The organism is Streptomyces sp. NPDC006512 (genome assembly GCF_040611935.1).
Classification (GTDB): Bacteria; Actinomycetota; Actinomycetes; order Streptomycetales; family Streptomycetaceae; genus Streptomyces.
In genome coordinates this window covers 53,155-68,865 of sequence record NZ_JBEXPG010000022.1, presented here as the reverse complement: position 1 = coordinate 68,865, position 15,711 = coordinate 53,155, and the positions used below count along the sequence as shown (strand labels likewise).

The 15,711-nt window shown below is 76.0% G+C and carries 12 protein-coding genes; 6 read left to right on the top strand and 6 right to left on the bottom strand.

Annotation, left to right across the window (positions count from 1 at the left end; all coding sequences use genetic code 11):
* Window positions 1–72: 72 nt before the first annotated feature.
* On the bottom strand, window positions 73–1,236 hold the full coding sequence (locus tag ABZZ17_RS17370; protein WP_356876907.1) for an ROK family transcriptional regulator: 1,164 nt from the start codon (window positions 1,234–1,236) through the stop codon (window positions 73–75).
* Between the two features lie 56 nt (window positions 1,237–1,292).
* On the opposite strand from ABZZ17_RS17370, the gene ABZZ17_RS17365 reads away from it, so the two are divergent.
* The 4 genes from ABZZ17_RS17365 to ABZZ17_RS17350 all read left to right on the top strand — a co-directional run bounded on the left by ABZZ17_RS17365 (window position 1,293) and on the right by ABZZ17_RS17350 (window position 5,423).
* Complete coding sequence (locus ABZZ17_RS17365; RefSeq protein ID WP_356876805.1) at window positions 1,293–2,507, top strand: MFS transporter; 1,215 nt, start codon at window positions 1,293–1,295, stop codon at window positions 2,505–2,507.
* A 79-nt stretch (window positions 2,508–2,586) separates the two neighbouring features.
* Entirely contained in the window at window positions 2,587–3,990 is a 1,404-nt protein-coding gene (locus tag ABZZ17_RS17360; protein ID WP_356876905.1) for a solute carrier family 23 protein, read from the top strand.
* Window positions 3,991–4,077: 87 nt separating this feature from the next.
* Window positions 4,078–4,761 carry a DUF5995 family protein gene (locus ABZZ17_RS17355; RefSeq protein ID WP_356876803.1) on the top strand — a complete coding sequence of 228 codons (684 nt, stop codon included), beginning with the start codon at window positions 4,078–4,080 and terminating at the stop codon, window positions 4,759–4,761.
* Window positions 4,762–4,817: 56 nt separating this feature from the next.
* Window positions 4,818–5,423 carry a hypothetical protein gene (locus tag ABZZ17_RS17350; RefSeq protein WP_356876801.1) on the top strand — a complete coding sequence of 202 codons (606 nt, stop codon included), beginning with the start codon at window positions 4,818–4,820 and terminating at the stop codon, window positions 5,421–5,423.
* A gap of 92 nt (window positions 5,424–5,515) precedes the next feature.
* On the opposite strand, the gene ABZZ17_RS17345 is transcribed toward ABZZ17_RS17350, so the two are convergent.
* From ABZZ17_RS17345 to ABZZ17_RS17330, 4 genes are all read right to left on the bottom strand, one after another.
* Window positions 5,516–7,213, bottom strand: a complete 1,698-nt coding sequence (locus tag ABZZ17_RS17345) for an NAD(P)/FAD-dependent oxidoreductase (protein WP_356876799.1) — start codon at window positions 7,211–7,213, stop codon at window positions 5,516–5,518.
* Window positions 7,214–7,264: 51 nt separating this feature from the next.
* Complete coding sequence (locus ABZZ17_RS17340) at window positions 7,265–8,068, bottom strand: carbon-nitrogen hydrolase family protein (protein WP_356876797.1); 804 nt, start codon at window positions 8,066–8,068, stop codon at window positions 7,265–7,267.
* Window positions 8,069–8,268: 200 nt separating this feature from the next.
* A complete protein-coding gene (locus ABZZ17_RS17335; RefSeq protein WP_356876795.1) occupies window positions 8,269–8,898 on the bottom strand; it encodes a glutathione S-transferase family protein in 630 nt (209 codons plus the stop codon).
* Between the two features lie 605 nt (window positions 8,899–9,503).
* Window positions 9,504–9,632 carry a hypothetical protein gene (locus ABZZ17_RS17330; RefSeq protein ID WP_356876793.1) on the bottom strand — a complete coding sequence of 43 codons (129 nt, stop codon included), beginning with the start codon at window positions 9,630–9,632 and terminating at the stop codon, window positions 9,504–9,506.
* Between the two features lie 150 nt (window positions 9,633–9,782).
* Between ABZZ17_RS17330 and ABZZ17_RS17325 the strand changes: the two genes are divergently transcribed.
* Together ABZZ17_RS17325 and ABZZ17_RS17320 are read left to right on the top strand one after the other, a co-directional pair.
* The gene (locus ABZZ17_RS17325; protein ID WP_356876791.1) at window positions 9,783–10,544 is read left to right on the top strand and encodes a GNAT family N-acetyltransferase; all 762 of its coding nucleotides are present in this window, start codon (window positions 9,783–9,785) and stop codon (window positions 10,542–10,544) included.
* Window positions 10,545–10,800: 256 nt separating this feature from the next.
* Window positions 10,801–11,094, top strand: a complete 294-nt coding sequence (locus tag ABZZ17_RS17320) for a WhiB family transcriptional regulator (protein WP_356876789.1) — start codon at window positions 10,801–10,803, stop codon at window positions 11,092–11,094.
* Here ABZZ17_RS17320 and ABZZ17_RS17315 read toward each other — a convergent pair whose 3' ends face one another.
* Entirely contained in the window at window positions 11,095–15,702 is a 4,608-nt protein-coding gene (locus ABZZ17_RS17315) for a hypothetical protein (protein WP_356876787.1), read from the bottom strand. It abuts the gene before it with no gap.
* Window positions 15,703–15,711: the final 9 nt, after the last annotated feature.

The following is a 15,711-nucleotide window of genomic DNA, read 5'->3' as shown; positions in this document are numbered from 1 at the left end:
GGGGACCGGGTCCCGGGCGAGCACCGGGCCCCGGCCGCGCCGGAGCCGGGCCGGGCGTCGGGGCCGGGGCGGTCAGGTGCCGAAGAGGGTGGACTGGGCGGCTTCGCGGGCGGCCAGGCGGGCGCCCTCGATGACGGCCGGGCCGCCGAGGGCGGTGGCGCGGACCGCCGTCGGGACGGGGGTCAGGGTGGTGAGGCGGTGGGCTACCCGGGCGGCGAGGCCGTCGCCGCCCGCGCGGCCGAGTTCGCCGCCCAGCACCACGCAGCCCGGGTCGAGGACCGCGGCGACGGCCGCCGCCCCGAGGGCGAGCCGCTCGGCGAGGGCGTCGAGGAAGGCCTCCCCGGCGGCCCCGGCGACGGCCTCCTCCGCCGGACCGCGGAAACCGTGTTCCGCCGCGAGGGCGGTCACCCCCGCGCGGCCCGCCAGGGCGTGGAAGCCCCCGCCGCAGTCGGTGGCGGAGGGCAGTCCGGCGGTACCGGGGACCGGGAGGAAGCCGATCTCGCCGGCCCCGCCGGAGGCGCCCCGGCGCAGCCGCCCGTCCAGGACGACGGCGGCCCCCACCCCCGCGCCGAGCCACAGCAGCACGAAGGAGTCCAGGTCGCGGGCGGCGCCGACGCGCTGCTCGGCCAGGGCGGCGAGGTTGGTCTCGTTCTCCACGACCACCGTGGCCGGCAGCCGCCGCTGGAGGGCCGTGACGAGGTCCCGGTGCCAGGACGGCAGCCCGATGGTGTCGCCCAGCTCGCCGCTGGCGGGGGCGACCAGGCCCGGTGCGCCGACGACCACCGTGTGCAGCCGGTCGGCGCCCGCCTCGCGGGTGAGCTCCTCCAGCCGGTCCACCGCCTCGCCGACCGCGTCGACGGGCAGTTCGGCCCGGGCCAGGGTCCGCCCGAGCAGGTCGGTGACGACGGCCGTCGCACGGTCCGTACGGACGTCCAGGGCGGCCAGGTGGGCGCGGCGGGCGACGATCCCGTACAGCCGGGCGTTGGGGCCGCGCCGCTGTTCTCCGGACTCCCCCACGACCTCGATCAGGCCCGCGCCGGTGAGCCGCTCGACGAGGTCGGCGACGGAGGGCCGGGACAGGCCGGTCAGCTGCTTGAGCTGGGTCGCCGTCAGCGGACCCTCGGCCTGAAGGAGTTCCAGCGCCAGGCGGTCGTTCATGGCCCGGGCGGTGCTCGGCGAGGCGGGGGACGGGACGGATGCGGTCGTCAGCACCTTGGCAGGGGTCACGGCGCCCATCTTAGGGAGGTTCACGGCACTAACCATCAGGCAGGGTACCTGATAGTTTACGTCGCATGACCGGGGAAACCGACCTCAGCCCGGCGCGGCTGCGCCGTGCCCGCTTCGCGATAGCCGCCGTCTTCTGCGCGCACGGCGCCGTGACGGGCTCCTTCGCCACCCGCATCCCCTGGATCCAGGACCACGCGCAGCTCAGCGCCGGCACCCTGGGCCTCGCCCTGGCCTTCCCCGCCCTGGGCGCGGCGCTCGCGATGCCGCTGGCCGGGCGGATCAACCACCGGTTCGGCGCCCGCACCGCCCTGCGGGGGCTGCTGTCGCTGTGGACCCTGTCCCTGGTCCTGCCGGCCCTGGCCCCGAACCTGGTGACCCTGTGCGCCGCGCTCTTCGTCTACGGGGCCACCTCCGGGATGTCGGACGTGGCGATGAACGCGCTCGGGGTGGAGACCGAGAACCGGCTCGGCCGCTCGATCATGTCCTCGCTGCACGGCATGTGGAGCGTGGGCGCGCTGCTGGGCTCGGCCGCCGGGACGGTCGCCGCGCACCTGGGGGCCGACGCGCGGCTCCACCACGTGGTGGCCGCGCTCGCCCTGACCGTGGCCGGGCTGGTCGCCGTACGGGGGGTGCTGGACCTGAAGGGCGATCAGGACGCGGAGGCTCCGCCGCACTTCGCGCTGCCGCCGAAGTCCTCCCTGCTGATCGGCGCCGTCGGGTTCTGCGCCGTGTTCGCCGAGGGTGCGAGCCTGGACTGGTCGGCGGTGTACCTGCGGGACGTGCTGCACACGGACGCGGGTCTCGCGGCCGCCTCCACCACCGCCTTCGCGCTGACCATGGCCCTGGCCCGGCTCGCCGGGGACCGGGTGGTCGACCGGTTCGGGGCCGTGCGCACCGTCCGGGCGGGCGGCGTACTGGCCACCCTGGGCGGGCTGCTGGTGGTCTCGGTCCGGCATCCGGCGGGGGCCCTGGCCGGGTTCGCGCTGATCGGGCTGGGCATCGCGGTGGTGGTCCCGCTGGCCTTCGCGGCGGCGGCGCGCAGCGGGCCGGCTCCGGCGCAGGCCATCGCCGGCGTCGCGACGATCACGTACACCTCGGGGCTGATCGCTCCGTCGGCGATCGGTGCGGTGGCGGACGCGACCTCGCTGGTGGTGTCGTTCGGGCTGGTCACGCTGCTGGCCTTCGCGCTGGTGGCGGGGGCCGCCGTCCTGCGGCAGAAGCCGGTGCCGCCCACCACGGATCCCGCCAATCGGGACGAACCCGCACCTATCGGCCCGTAATATGGCGGCTGGCCTGCCGCGGCGAATGCGGCAGGCCGCCAGGATGCTTGACGGGCCGTTGGAACGGAAGTGGTGGAACATGGGCTTCGGCGTGCGCTGGACCCTGCACGGAGACGGGCGGACCCCCGCTCCCGGCGCGGTGGTACGGCCGGACGAGCGGCTGTCGTGGCCGCGCACCGCCGGGCTCGGCGCCCAGCACGTCGTCGCGATGTTCGGCGCGAGCTTCGTCGCCCCGGTCCTGATGGGCCTAGATCCCAACCTGGCCATCATGATGTCCGGCATCGCGACGGTCATCTTCCTCCTCGCGACGCGCGGCCGGGTCCCCTCCTACCTGGGCTGTTCCCTGTCCTTCGTGGGTGTCGCGGCGGCGATCCGGGCGGGCGGCGGGGACAGCGCCGTCGTCACCGGCGCGGTGTTCGTGGTCGGCGTCGCCCTGTTCCTCGCGGGTCTGGCCGTGCAGCGGTTCGGCGCCCGGATCATCCACGCGGCGATGCCGCCCGTGGTGACGGGCGCGGTCGTGATGCTGATCGGCTTCAACCTGGCGCCGGTCACGGCCTCGACGTACTGGCCGCAGGACCAGTGGACGGCGCTGCTGACCATGCTGTTCACCGGGCTCGCGGTGGTGTGCCTGCGCGGCTTCTGGTCGCGCATCGCGATCTTCCTGGGCCTGATCTTCGGGTACGCGATCTCCTGGCTCTTCGACCTCGTCTTCGGGAAGATCCACTCGACGACGGGCGGGCCCGAGGCCGTCGACCACTGGCGCCTGGACCTGTCCGGGGTCGGCAAGGCCGACTGGATCGGGCTGCCGTCCTTCCACGCGCCGGCCTTCGAATGGTCGGCGATCCTGATCGCGCTGCCCGTCGTGATCGCCCTCATCGCGGAGAACGCCGGGCACATCAAGGCCGTCGGCGAGATGACCGGCGACCCGCTCGACGACAAGCTCGGCACCGCGATCGCGGCGGACGGCGCCGCGTCGATGCTGTCCACGGCGGTCGGCGGCCCGCCGAACACCACGTACTCCGAGAACATCGGCGTCATGGCGGCCACCCGCGTCTACTCCACCGCGGCCTACTGGGCGGCGGCGGGCTTCGCGCTGCTCTTCGGCCTGTGCCCCAAGTTCGGCGCGGTCGTCGCCGCGATCCCGGGCGGGGTGCTGGGCGGGATCACCGTGATCCTGTACGGCATGATCGGCCTGCTCGGCGCGCAGATCTGGATCAGCGGACGCGTGGACCTGCGCAACCCCCTGAACCTGGTGCCGGCCGCGGCGGGCATCATCATCGGCGTCGGCGGGGTCACCCTCCAGATCACCGACAGCTTCGAACTGGGCGGCATCGCCCTCGGCACCATCGTGGTGATCACCGGCTACCACGCCCTGCGGTACTTCGCCCCGGCCCACCTCAAGACGCAGGAACCGCTGCTGGACTCGGGCACCTCGGAGTACGACGCGAAGACCGGCCCGGACGGCGACGACAAGCGGGGTTGACGCGGTTCCGCCGGAGTTTCGCCCGAACCGGGGAAGCCTGCGGCCAAGTTCCCCGCACCGCCCGTCCGGGCTGCGACGCTGCCTGACATGGAAGCGGTACTCGCGCGGATGCGCGCCCTCGACGAGCGGCTCCCCGCACAGGACGGCGTCGCCGTCTTCAACCGGGTGTACCTGACGGTGACGCAGACGCTGCACCACCGGATCGAGCACGGCGGGTTCCCCGCGCCCCGGACCGCGCGGACCCTGAGCGTGCGGTTCGCCGAGCGCTACCTGACGGCGGTGGAGGCGGACCGGGCACCGGCCTGCTGGCGGCCGCTGCTCCAGTACCGCCGCCACCCGGGGGTGCGTCCGCTCCAGCACGCGCTGGCCGGGATCAACGCGCACATCGGCCACGACCTGGCGCTGGCCGTGGTGTCGACCTGCCGGGCCCTGGACTGCGCTCCGGCGGCCCTGGAGGCCGACTTCGACCGGGTCGGGGACACGCTGGTGGCCCTGGAGGAACAGATCCGGGACGAGCTGATGCCGGGCCCGGACCTCCTGGAGATCGCCGACCCGCTGACGCACCTGCTCGGCTCCTGGAGCCTGGAACGCGCCCGCGACGGGGCCTGGTCCGCCGCCCGGCTGCTGTGGACGCTGCGCCGCGCCCCCGAACTGGCGGAGGAGTTCACCGAGTCCCTCGACGCCGGCGTCGGCCTGGTGGGCCGCTGCCTGCTGACGCCGACCGCCCCGAAACCCCGTGCCGCCCTCGCCTTCGCGCCCCTGGTGCCGTGACCGTAAAGGTCCGCCTGGTCGCGACGCCCGGCACGGCACGGCACTAACCTGACGCGGTGACCAGCTTCGCGACGCACCGCCGACGGGTGCACGACACCGGGCTCCCGCCGTACCGGCGGCTGTCGGCGCTGCGCACCTGCCTGACGGAGTTCGCCCCGTACGGGCTGCGCGCCACCTTCCACCACCTGCGCGGCAGCGCCGGCATCCCCCGGGACCCGGCGGACGACCCGGACGCCCTGGTGCGGGCGGTGGAGGAGCTGCACGCGGCCCGGGAGGTCTGGCTGCCGGGCATCCTGGACTGGCAGGAGCGGCGCCGGGCGCAGAAGCGGGCGGGGGTGCGCCGGCCGGTGCCGCCGCAGCCGCAGGCGTGGGTGCCGTGCCCGAACCTGGAGTTCCATCCGCTGGGCCCGCTGCCCGCGGTGGTCCCGGCGATCCTGCGGGCGCGGACGTACGCCGGTCCGGGCTGCCCGGTCTGCGAGGCCGACCACGGCGGCGTGCGGTGGAGCGACGGCTACGGCGTGTACCGCCTGTGCGCCCACTGCGGGGTGGCCTCCGACCGGACTCCGGCGGAGCGGGACGTCCCCCTGCGCATCGCCCGCGCCGTGCGCTGGAAGGCCGTGTGGCACGGCGACGACGCGGGCGGTGCCGGCGGCGGCCCCTGACCCGGTCCCGATCCGGTCGGGGAATGGGAACGGGCCGCCCCCCGCGCTGTTCGCGCGGGGGCGGCCCGTTGTCGTGGGGGCTCCGGGGACGGTCAGTCCTCGGGGAGCTCGACCGGGGCGATGTCGTCGTAGACGTCGCCCGGGCCCGGGTTGGTGGCGTCGGTGGAGCCGCCGAGGTGGTGCATGACGCCCCAGACGGCGTTGAGGGCGGTCTGGACGGCGCCCTCGGCCCAGCCGGCCGTCCAGGAGATGTCGTCGCCCGCGAGGAAGATGCCGCGCTTGTCCTCGGGGAGGCGGTCCTGCATGAAGTGGGTGAACAGGCGCCGCTGGTAGCGGTAGTGGCCCGGGAGGTTGGCCTTGAACGCGCCCATGAAGTAGGGCTCGTTCTCCCAGGACACGGTGACGGGGTTGCCGATGACGTGGCGGCGGATGTCGACCTTGGGGTAGATCTCGCCGAGGGACTTCAGCATGACCTCCATCCGCTCGTTCGCGGACAGCGGCAGCCACTTCAGGCTGTCGTCGCACCAGGTGTACGAGAGGCAGATGACGGCCGGCTTGTCCAGGCCGTTGTCCAGCAGGTAGGTGCCGCGGGTCATGCGGTCCGTGAGGGTCATCGACATGACGTCGCGGCCCGTCTCCTCGTCCTTGTCGAGCCAGAAGGGGCGGTCGACGGGGACGAAGAGCTTGCTGGACTCCATGTAGTGGGTGCGCTCGATCGCCGTCCAGTGGTCGATCGGGAACAGCGTGTCGTCACAGGCGATCTTGGACAGCAGCATCCAGGACTGGGCGGTGAAGATCGCGGCGCGGTACGTGCGGATGTCGCCGGAGGCGTCCGTGACCGTGATGCGGTTGCCCGCGGTGCGGTGCAGGCGGGTGACGGCGGGGCGCGGGGTGCCGTCGTGCAGGGTGGACAGGGAGGTGCCCTGGGCCCAGTGGACGATCTTCTCGGGCTCGCGCTCCCACAGGCGCAGCGGCAGCTGCTGCGAGCCGCCGACGATGCCGCGGTGGTGGTCGTCGGCCTCGGTGTAGACGACGCGGAGGATCTCCAGGATGGAGTTCGGGAAGTCGGTGTCCCAGCCGCCGGTGCCGAAACCGACCTGGCCGAAGATCTCGCGCTTGCGGAAGGACTGGAAGGCCTCGGACTTGCAGAGGAACCCGTAGAAGGTCTCGTCGTCGAGCTTCTCGACGAGCTTCGCCCAGATCTCGCGGATGCGCGGGACGTCCCGCTCGCGCATCGCGGTGTTCATGTCGGAGAAGTCGGCGCCCTCGTCGAGGCAGGCGTTCCACGCGGCGGACACGTCGCGGTAGACCTGCGGGAGGTCGGCGATGGTCTCGGCGTAGTGGGTCTCGCCCTTGAGGTCGACGACCGTCGAGGGGGTGGCCTCGGCGAGCGGGTTCGGGAACGGCTCGGTGACGAGGCCGACGAGGTCGATGTAGTGCTGGAGGGCCGTGGAGGACGGCGGGAAGCGCATGGCGCCCATCTCCGCGGTCAGTTCCTCGGTGCCGGCGCCCTCGAAGCCGACGGTGCGCAGGCGGCCGCCGATCTGGTCGGCTTCGTAGACGACGGGCTTGAGGCCCATCTTCATCAGCTCGTAGGCGGAGATGATGCCGGACAGTCCGCCGCCGATGACCGCGACCTCGGTGCCGTGCTCGGTCGCCGGTATCTGGCCCAGGCCCGCGGGGTGGGCGAGGAAGTCGTCGTAGGCGTACGGGAAGTCCGGCCCGAACATGGTGATCGGGGGCTGTCCGTCGCTGTGCGGGACGGCGGTGGTGGGCACCGTGGACGTCATGGGGGTACGTCTCCTTGCGGGCGGGGCAGGCGGGGCGGGGGGAAGTGGGTCTCAGACGAGGGAGGCGTAGAGCCCCGGGCGGCGGTCGCGCAGGTACGGGTTGGTCTCGCGCGAGGCGGTCAGCAGCTCGGGGTCGGCCTCGCCGAACACCAGCTCCTCGCCGCGGCCGGCCCGGGTCCGGGTGACCCCGTCTGGGCTCGCCAGGCAGCTGAGTCCGACGAACTCGAACTCGCCTTCGGGGCCGGTGCGGTTGACGTACGCGATGTACATCTGGTTCTCGAAGGCCCTGACGGGGACCAGCTGTTCGGCGACGAACTGGAACGGGTGCATCTGCGCGGTCGGAACCAGGAGGAGGTCGGTTCCGGCGAGCGCGTGCGCCCGGACGTTCTCGGGGAACTCCACGTCGTAGCAGATCATGATGCCGACGCGGAGGCCGTTCAGGTCCGCCTGGACGACGGGGGCGTCGCCGGGGGTGAAGGCGGCCTGCTCGAAGGAGCCGAAGAGGTGGGTCTTGCGGTAGTTCGCGAGTGCGGTCCCGTCGGGGCCGATGAGCTGCGCCGCGTTGTAGACCGCCCCGTCCGCCGCCCGCTCCGGGTAGCCGTACAGGACGGCGGTCCCGTGGCGGCGGGCGATCTCGCCGATGGCGACGGCGGACGGGCCGTCGGCGGCTTCGGCGAGGCCGGGGACGTCCTGGAGGTCCAGCGCGTAGCCGGTCAGGAACATCTCCGAGGTCACGAGGAGCCCGGCCCCGCCCTGTGCGGCGCGCGCCGCGGCCTCGTCGAGCTGCTTGAGGTTCTCGGCGGTGTCGCCGAGCCGTCCGGAGCTCTGGAGGAGGGCGGTGCGCAGCGGGGGCATGGGCGTACCTCTGTGGCAGGTGGGGAGGGGGTCGTAAAACGGTACGTTCGGACGTTCGACCGCGACAAGCCGTGAGCGTTGCGCTGGCCGCATCGATTCGTTGCGCGTTCGGCGGCTTGTGCGGTGATTCGTTGCGCGGTGTGTCCTACGACGCGTCGTGCGGCCCCCGCCCGGGTTCCGGGCCCTTTGGCCGGGCGGCGTCAGGCGGCCGTGCCGAAGGCCGGGTGGGCGCGCAGGCGCCGTACGTACGCCCGGGTCCGCGGGCCCGCGCCGGGCAGGACGGCGGGGTCGAGGAGGGCGACCCACAGGTCCACGTCGGCGAGGGTCGGCCGGTCCCCCAGAGCGTACGGCCGTACGGCCAGCCAGTGCTCCAGGAGGTCCAGGGCGGCGGCGCGGGCGGTCTGCGGCGCGGCCTCGTCGAGCAGGGCCCGCACGGCCCCGGCGGGGCGGGCGGGGAGCGGCGGGCTCAGGTCGGGGCGGCCGGCGAGGCGGACGGCGAGGTCGTCGAGGATGTCGGGGGCGTGGTTGCTGACGACGCGGCCGCTCCAGGTGTCGCACAGGGCGGGTACGGCCAGGGCGCCGTCGTAGTGGTGCCCGGCGGCCTCGTAGGCCCGGCGCAGGGCGGCGTGGGTGGCGGGCGGGCCGAGCAGGGTGGAGCCGACCGAGCCGGTCAGGCCCAGCAGGGCGAGGGCGGTCTCCACGCGCAGGGAGCGCGGACAGCCGGTGGACAGGTAGAGGTGGTAGCGGTGCGGGGCCGGGGAGAACCCGGCGCCGATCCGTCCGCGCGGGGCGGGCACGGAGGCGGTGCGGGGCATGAGCATCGGAACCATGACGACTCTCCTGTGTCCCTTCCCCCGGCGGGGTCGGGACGGGTCGGGCCGGGCCCCGGCCGGGGTGCGCGGGCGGGGCTCGGCCGGGGGCCGGTCTGGGCGGGACGGGGCTGTCCGGTCGGGAGGCGCCCGCGTGGCGGGCCTTGGCGCCGGCGGGTCCGGGTGGGGCGGTTCCGGCCCCGCCCGGCGTCGGCCCCGCCCGGCCGGGGCGCGGGGCGGAGCCGGGCGGGCAGAACCGGGTCGGGGGCGGGCGGACCGGCCCGCTCCGAGCGGGCTGGCTGGCTGGCTGGCTGGCTGGGGGCGGACCGGGTCGGGGGCGGGTCGGATCCGGGCAGAGCGGGTCGGGGGCGGGCGGAGCGGACCGCTCCGGGGCGGGCTGGATGCGGGCAGGGCTGGCCGAGGGCGGGAGCGGATGCCACCGGTCCCGTCCGCAGGGGCGGGACGGGCCGCTCGGACCTGGTGCGGTCCGGGAGCGGGCGTCTGTGGCGGGGGTGGACCCCCGCCGCACGGGGGACCGGGGCCCGGCCCGGCCGCGCGCGTGGGCGCCCCGGCCCCGTTCGGGGCTGCGGGACGGTGCGGCGGAGCCGGGGGGCGGGGTGGTCCGGTCAGGCGCGCGGGGCGGCGAAGGAGCTGCAGACGCGGAGGAGGTCGATGTGCAGGCGCCGGGTCAGCCACCAGCGCCGCGGGGTCCGCGCCCCCGCGCCGGGTGTGCCGGTCGTCTCCACCGCTCGCATGTCACCTGCTCCTCGGGGCCCGGGCATAACCTGCCCGCGACGGACGCTGACGGCAACGGCCGTCCCCCGCAGTCTCGTGGCGCCGTGCGGGGGCCGTCAAGAAGGCGGTCGCACCGGCCTCGAACCCCGATGGAAGGATTCCGGTACCAGATGTCCACCGACAACTCGGCTGCCCCGCTGGACAATCCGGTGTGGGCGGCGCTGACCGGCCCGCACCGGCCGTTCGCCCAGTTCGCCCGGTCCGGCGGCGCGGCGGGCACGGCCGGCGCGACCGGCGGGGGCGGCGCCCTGGCCGCGCGCTACCTGCCGGACGCGAACCCCTTCGCCGCGCTCTCGGACCCGGACGACCCCCGCTCCTGGGCGGCGCTCGCCGCCCTGGCCGGGCCCGGCGAGGTCGTGTGGCTGACCGGGCTGCCCACCCCGCCGCCGGGCTGGGAGACGGTGGCGTCGATACCCGGCGTGCAGCTCGACGGGCGGGCGGTGCGCGCCGCACCGGAGCCCGAGGCGGTGCGGCTCGGGCCGGCCGACGTCCCGGAGATGCTGGAGCTGGTCCGGCTGACCGAGCCCGGACCGTTCCTGCCGCGGACCGTCGAGCTCGGCACGTACCTCGGGATCCGGCACGGGGGCCGGCTCGTGGCGATGGCCGGGGAGCGCATGCGGCCGCCCGGCTGGGCGGAGATCAGCGCGGTGTGCACGCACCCGGGGCACCGGGGCCGGGGGCTGGCGGGGCGGCTGGTCCGGGCGGTGGCCGCCGTCGTGCGGGAGCGCGGGGACAGCCCCTTCCTGCACGCGGCCGCGGCCAACACCGGCGCCGTCCGGCTGTACGAGTCGATGGGCTTCGTCCTGCGCCGCGAGCCGGTCTTCATCGGGCTGCGCACACCGGCCGCGCCCGGTGCGGAAACGAAGGCTTAACACGGCCTTCATTGAGTGCCGCGAGGGCCTGGCATAACGTCGGCCGGGACGGGAGCGCGGGCGGCGGGCGAGTGGCCGGGGCGGTGAACACCCAGCAGGTCAGAGGCTGTTCACCTGTCCGCCCCGCTCCCGTCCTCGGTGTTCCCGGCCGGCCCCGGCGCGGTCGGTCCGGCGCCCCGGCACGGGGGCGGACGGCGGGTTTCAGTGGGCTCCCAGCGGTCACACGCGGGAGGACAACCCACGGAAAGGAACTGCCATGACCGACGTCCACCGGCTGCCCGGATCCGCGCACCACCACTGGGACTGGCAGTCCCGCGCCGCCTGCCGGGGCCTGGGGTCCGGCCCCTTCTTCCACCCCGCGGGCGAGCGGGGGGAGGAGCGCGACGAACGGGACGAGGCCGCGAAGCGGGTCTGCGCGGGCTGCCCGGTACGGGCGGCCTGCCTGGACCACGCGCTGCGCACCCGCGAGCCGTTCGGGGTGTGGGGCGGGCTGACGGAGGAGGAGCGCCGCGCCATGCTCGGCTCCTCCTCCCGCCCCGCACTGGTGTAGCTACCGCGAGGACCGGGCCCGGTCCCAGGCGCGGGCGAACAGCTCGTGCGGGGGCAGCGGCGGCAGCAGCCGCAGGAGGGGCGCGTGCAGGGTCTTCAGCGAGGCCGAGGCCTGGTGGTCGGCCAGTTTGGCGCTCTCCAGCGGGAGGTGCGGGGCCTTGAGCTCCGTCCACTCCCCCGGCGGGAAGACCGTGCGGCCCGCACGGGCCCGTTTGCCGGCCAGGACCGCTCCGGCCGCCAGCAGCTCCGCCTGGGCCGACTTGTGCCGGGCGGCCGTCCAGCCGTTCCAGCGGCGGACGTTGCGGTCGGTGGGCCGGGCGAGGGCCAGCAGCTGGAGGTACAGGGCCGCGGCGTCCGCGCCGACGCGCAGGGCGCGGGAGACCTCCTCGACCAGGTCGGGGGCGCCGAGGGCCGGGTCGTTCTCGTACCGGCCCGGGGGCACGGGTGTGGCGGCCGCGCGGTCGGCGAGCCGGCCGAGGCCGTCGAGGAGCGTCCGGATCCCGTGCAGGCCCGTGAGCAGCCAGGGCCGCTCGACGGCGGCGGCCAGCCGTTCCGCCCGCTCCAGGCGTGCCGGTTCGGCCAGGGCGGCGGGTCGCAGGAAGGTGTCGCCGGAGGAGACGGCGACCACGAACAGGCCGTCGTCGAGGGCGGTGGAGACCTCGGTGACCTTCTCCCAGAGCGGCTGGGGGCAGGGCAGCACCGGGCCCCCGTACGGGGTGAACAGCGGGTCGGCCGCGGCCGACCGGGCCAGGTCCTGGAACTGCCCGAGGGGGATCAGCGCGCCCGGGCCGTCGAGCTGGGCGCGCAGTGACCGGTACAGGGCGAGGGCGCCGGTGGCGGCCGGGTCGCCGACGGGCCGCTCGGTGAGGGCCCAGGCGATCACGGAGGCGGCCGTGCGGTGGGCGGGCCCGGTGGAGCGGACCTCCCGCCCGGCGGAGCCGTCCGGGCCGGCGTGGTGCAGGCCGAGGCCGCCGAGGCGGTCGCCGACGAGGACGAGGCCGGCTTCGCCGAAGGGCTCGTCGTCGGGGGCGCGGCCGGCGGGGAGGCTGCGGGCCCATCCGTCGGCCAGGCCCAGCTCCGCGTCGAGGGCGGCGGCGAGCTCCTCGTCGGCGTGCTCCTCGGCGCCCAGCAGCCCGGTCCAGGCCGCGGCCATCCGCCCGGCCGCGGCTTCCGTGCCGCCCGGTTCCCACAGTTCGGCCGGGTCCTCGGGCAGCCCCGCCGCGAGGACCGCGCGCCGGCCGGTGTCGCCGAGGCGGCGGCACAGCTCGTCGTACTGCTCGACGAGCGGCTTCTTGACCTTGTACGGGGCCCCGCCGAGCAGGGCGAGGTGTTCGCCGTAGTGGTCGCGGCCGGGGAAGCCGGCGAGGACCAGGGCCGCGACGGGGCCGCGGACGCCGGTCAGGCGGGCGAAGGCGTCCGTCGCGGCGGGCGGTACCGGCAGCGGGCCCCGGGTGGCGAGGAGCTCCAGGAGCCGGGGCAGGCGGGTGGTGTCGTCCTCGGTGACGGTGCGGGTCCGGCAGGCTTCGGCGCCTTCCGGCGCGGGGTCGGCGGCCGGCTGGAGGAACCACGCGAGGCCTTCGCGGACGGTGCCGGAGGCCAGGACGTGCCCGGCGGCGCGGTGGGCGGCCAGGGCCCCGGCGCCGGCCCGGCCGGTGCGCCAGGTACGGCCGGCTTCGGCGAAGGGCTGGCCGCTCCAGGTCTCCAGCAGGGCGGCGAGGGCCTCCCGCTCCCCGTCGGGGGTGGTGGCGACGGCGGCCCGCCAGGCGGCGGCCCCGATCCCGCCGACGAGCACCTCCCAGTCGGCGGGGGCGGCGGGCCGGGCGAGGACGCGGGTCTCGTCGTCGATCTCCCCGCGCAGGTGGCGGCCGTCCGCGGCGACGGCGGTGAGGAGCGCGGGCTGCGGCTGGGGCACCGGGACGTGGTGGCGGCGGTGCTCGGCGAGCAGCCCGTACAGGGCGGGGGCGAGGACGGTGTCGGGGGCCTCGGTGCGCAGCGTGACGGCGGGCTCGGCCCGCAGCAGGGCGACGCGGCGGGACAGCGCGCGGCGGCGGCGCAGGACGTCGGCGGCGAGGCGGGCGGCGCGGGCGACGCCTTCGGCGACGCGGGCTTCGAGGGGGCCGGGCAGGGCGGGCGCCGGGTCGTGGGCGAGGGCGGCGTCGAGGAGGGCCCGTACGGCGGTGTCCTCGACGGCGCGCAGGGTCTTGGAGGAGGCTTCGTCGCGCGGGGTGAGGAAGTGCCAGAAGGCGGGCGGCGGGACGGGTCCGGCGGCGTCGCCGAAGCCGGGGGTGCGGCGCCGGTCGGAGCCGGGGAAGCCCTGGACCTGCCAGAGCAGCGAGTTGTCCTCGGCGGCGTGGGCGCGGACGGTCTCCTGCCCGGCCAGTACGGCGTCCTCCCCGCCCTGCGGCATGCGTACGACGGCCCAGGGCCTGCGGCCGAGGCGCCGGCTGCGGTAGGAGGCGGTGCGGCCGTCGACGCCTTCGAGGAGGAACTCCCTCGGGGAGGGGCCCGGGTAGGGGGTGCGGTTGAGGACGCGGAAGCCGACGAGGCGGCCGTCCTGTCCGAGGGGGGAGGCGGGGGCGTCGGGGGGCAGCGCGGCGAGGGTCTGGACGTCGCCGAAGAGTTCGGTGCCGGGCGGGAGGGCGGCCGCGGTGTGGAAGGCGGGCGGGGTGCGGTCGGCGGTCCGGGCTCCGGTGACGGGGTCGACGTGGGTCCAGGCGCCCCAGCGGCAGAAGGTGTCGGCGCTCCAGAAGTGGTGGCCGTCGCTCATCTGGACCTCGTGGGAGCCGATGCCGCCGCGCTCGCCGGGGCGCAGGACGCGTACGCCGTCGTGGCGGCCGGCGCCGTCGGGGGTGGCGAACTGGTAGCCGAGGCCGCCCTGGATCATGCCTCCGTAGCGGCGCAGGCCGAGCTTCTGCTCCGGCTCGAAGACCTCGTCGGGGCGGTCGGCCCAGAAGGCGTGCTCGCCGAAGCTGCCCTTGGGGGTGGTGCTCCAGCTGACGAGGAACTGTCCGCCGACGTGGTGCACGGTGTGCGAGGTGGCGTCGTCGGGGAGGTCGAAGGCGCAGCGGGCGCGGGGGCCGGCGTGGTCGACGGTGACGGCCCGGCCGGGACCGTAGACGGTCAGGAGGGGCCAGGTGCTGGTGACTCCGGTGACCCGGTCGGGGCCGCCGAGTTCCGCGACGGCGTCCTCCAGGGCGGGCCAGGCCCATTCCTCGGGCAGTCCGGCCCGCAGGGCGCGCGCGAGGGGGCCGGTCAGGTCCAGGGCGGCGAGGGCTTCGTCGATGCCGTCGAGGGCGCGGGCGGTGGGCCGGTCCAGGAGGGTGTCCAGCTCGTCCACGGCTTCGTCGGCGGCGGCCAGGCCGCCGCCGCGCAGGGCGGCGAGGAGACCGTCGACGCGGCCGTGGACCTCGGCGGTGATGCCGGGGTTCGCGGGGAGGCGGGTGATGGCCGTGCCGGCGGTGCGCAGCCCGGCGTGGACGGTGCCTTCCAGCCGGGGTCCGAAACGCGGGTCGGCGGCGAGGGCCTTGAGGTCGCGGCGCTGCCCGCCCTGCCCGTGGTGGAACTCCAGGGCGACGGCGACGCCGGGGTCCTCGACGGGGAGGCCTTCGGCGAGGCAGGCGTCCAGCAGGTCGGCGTCCAGGCCGGGCCACCGGTAGCGGTCCTCGTGGAGGCGCAGCGGGGTGGCGGCGGCGCGGAGCCTGGGTGCTAGGCGGGCCAGCAGGGCGAAGAGTTCGGGGGGCATCGGCTGGCGGGTGACGCCGCCGCCGGCGACGGGGCGGTGGGAGTAGCGGCGGGTGAACGCGGCGAACCAGCCGGCGAGACCGTCCTGCGGGGTGATCCGGCCGTCGGTCGCGGCGTCGGCGGCGCCGCAGGCCAGCAGGAGCCGCAGCCATGCGGAGGCGTCGCCCCGGGTCTCGGGGAACAGGTCGAGGAGCAGGGCGTTGACCTCGTCGGCCGGGGGGTGGGCGGCGAACAGGTCCCGGGCGGCGTCGAGGAGCCGGTCGGGGACGTCCTTGCCGCGGGCGGCGCCCAGGACGAGGCCGAGGACCCGGGCTTCCTCTGCGGGGTCCAGTCCGGCTCCGCGCGCGGAGAGGCGGACGCGGCGGGCCAGGTCGGCGGGGAGTCCGGCGGGCGAGGCGGCCCAGGCGGTGAGGACGCGTACGTACGCCTCGTGGGCGGCGGGGCCGTCGAGGGCGCCGGCGAGCCAGGCCTGGTGGCCGCTCAGCTCGGTGGCGGGCAGGGCTCCGGCGCGGGCGAAGACCAGGAGGTTGGCGCGGTGCCAGTCGGGGTCCACGGGCAGCCGGTGGGTGCGTTCGGCCTTGCGGGCCAGGGCGTAGGCGCGGGCGGCGGAGCGCGGGTGCCATCCGATGAGCTTGTGGCCGACGGTGTCCCAGAACCAGGGCAGGTGGGCGGGGTCCAGGTTCCGCACGCGCCGCTCCAGGCCGTCGACGAACCGGCCGGGCTTGTGGTGGGCGGTGTGGATGCCGCCGCGGACCTCGTCGAGCAGCGCGGCGGCGGCCGCTCCGGCGGCGGGATCGTACGCGCGGGCCCAGTCGGTGTAGACGACCGAGGCGTGCGGATCGGACGGCAGCGGGATCTGGATCTTCATGCCGCCGAT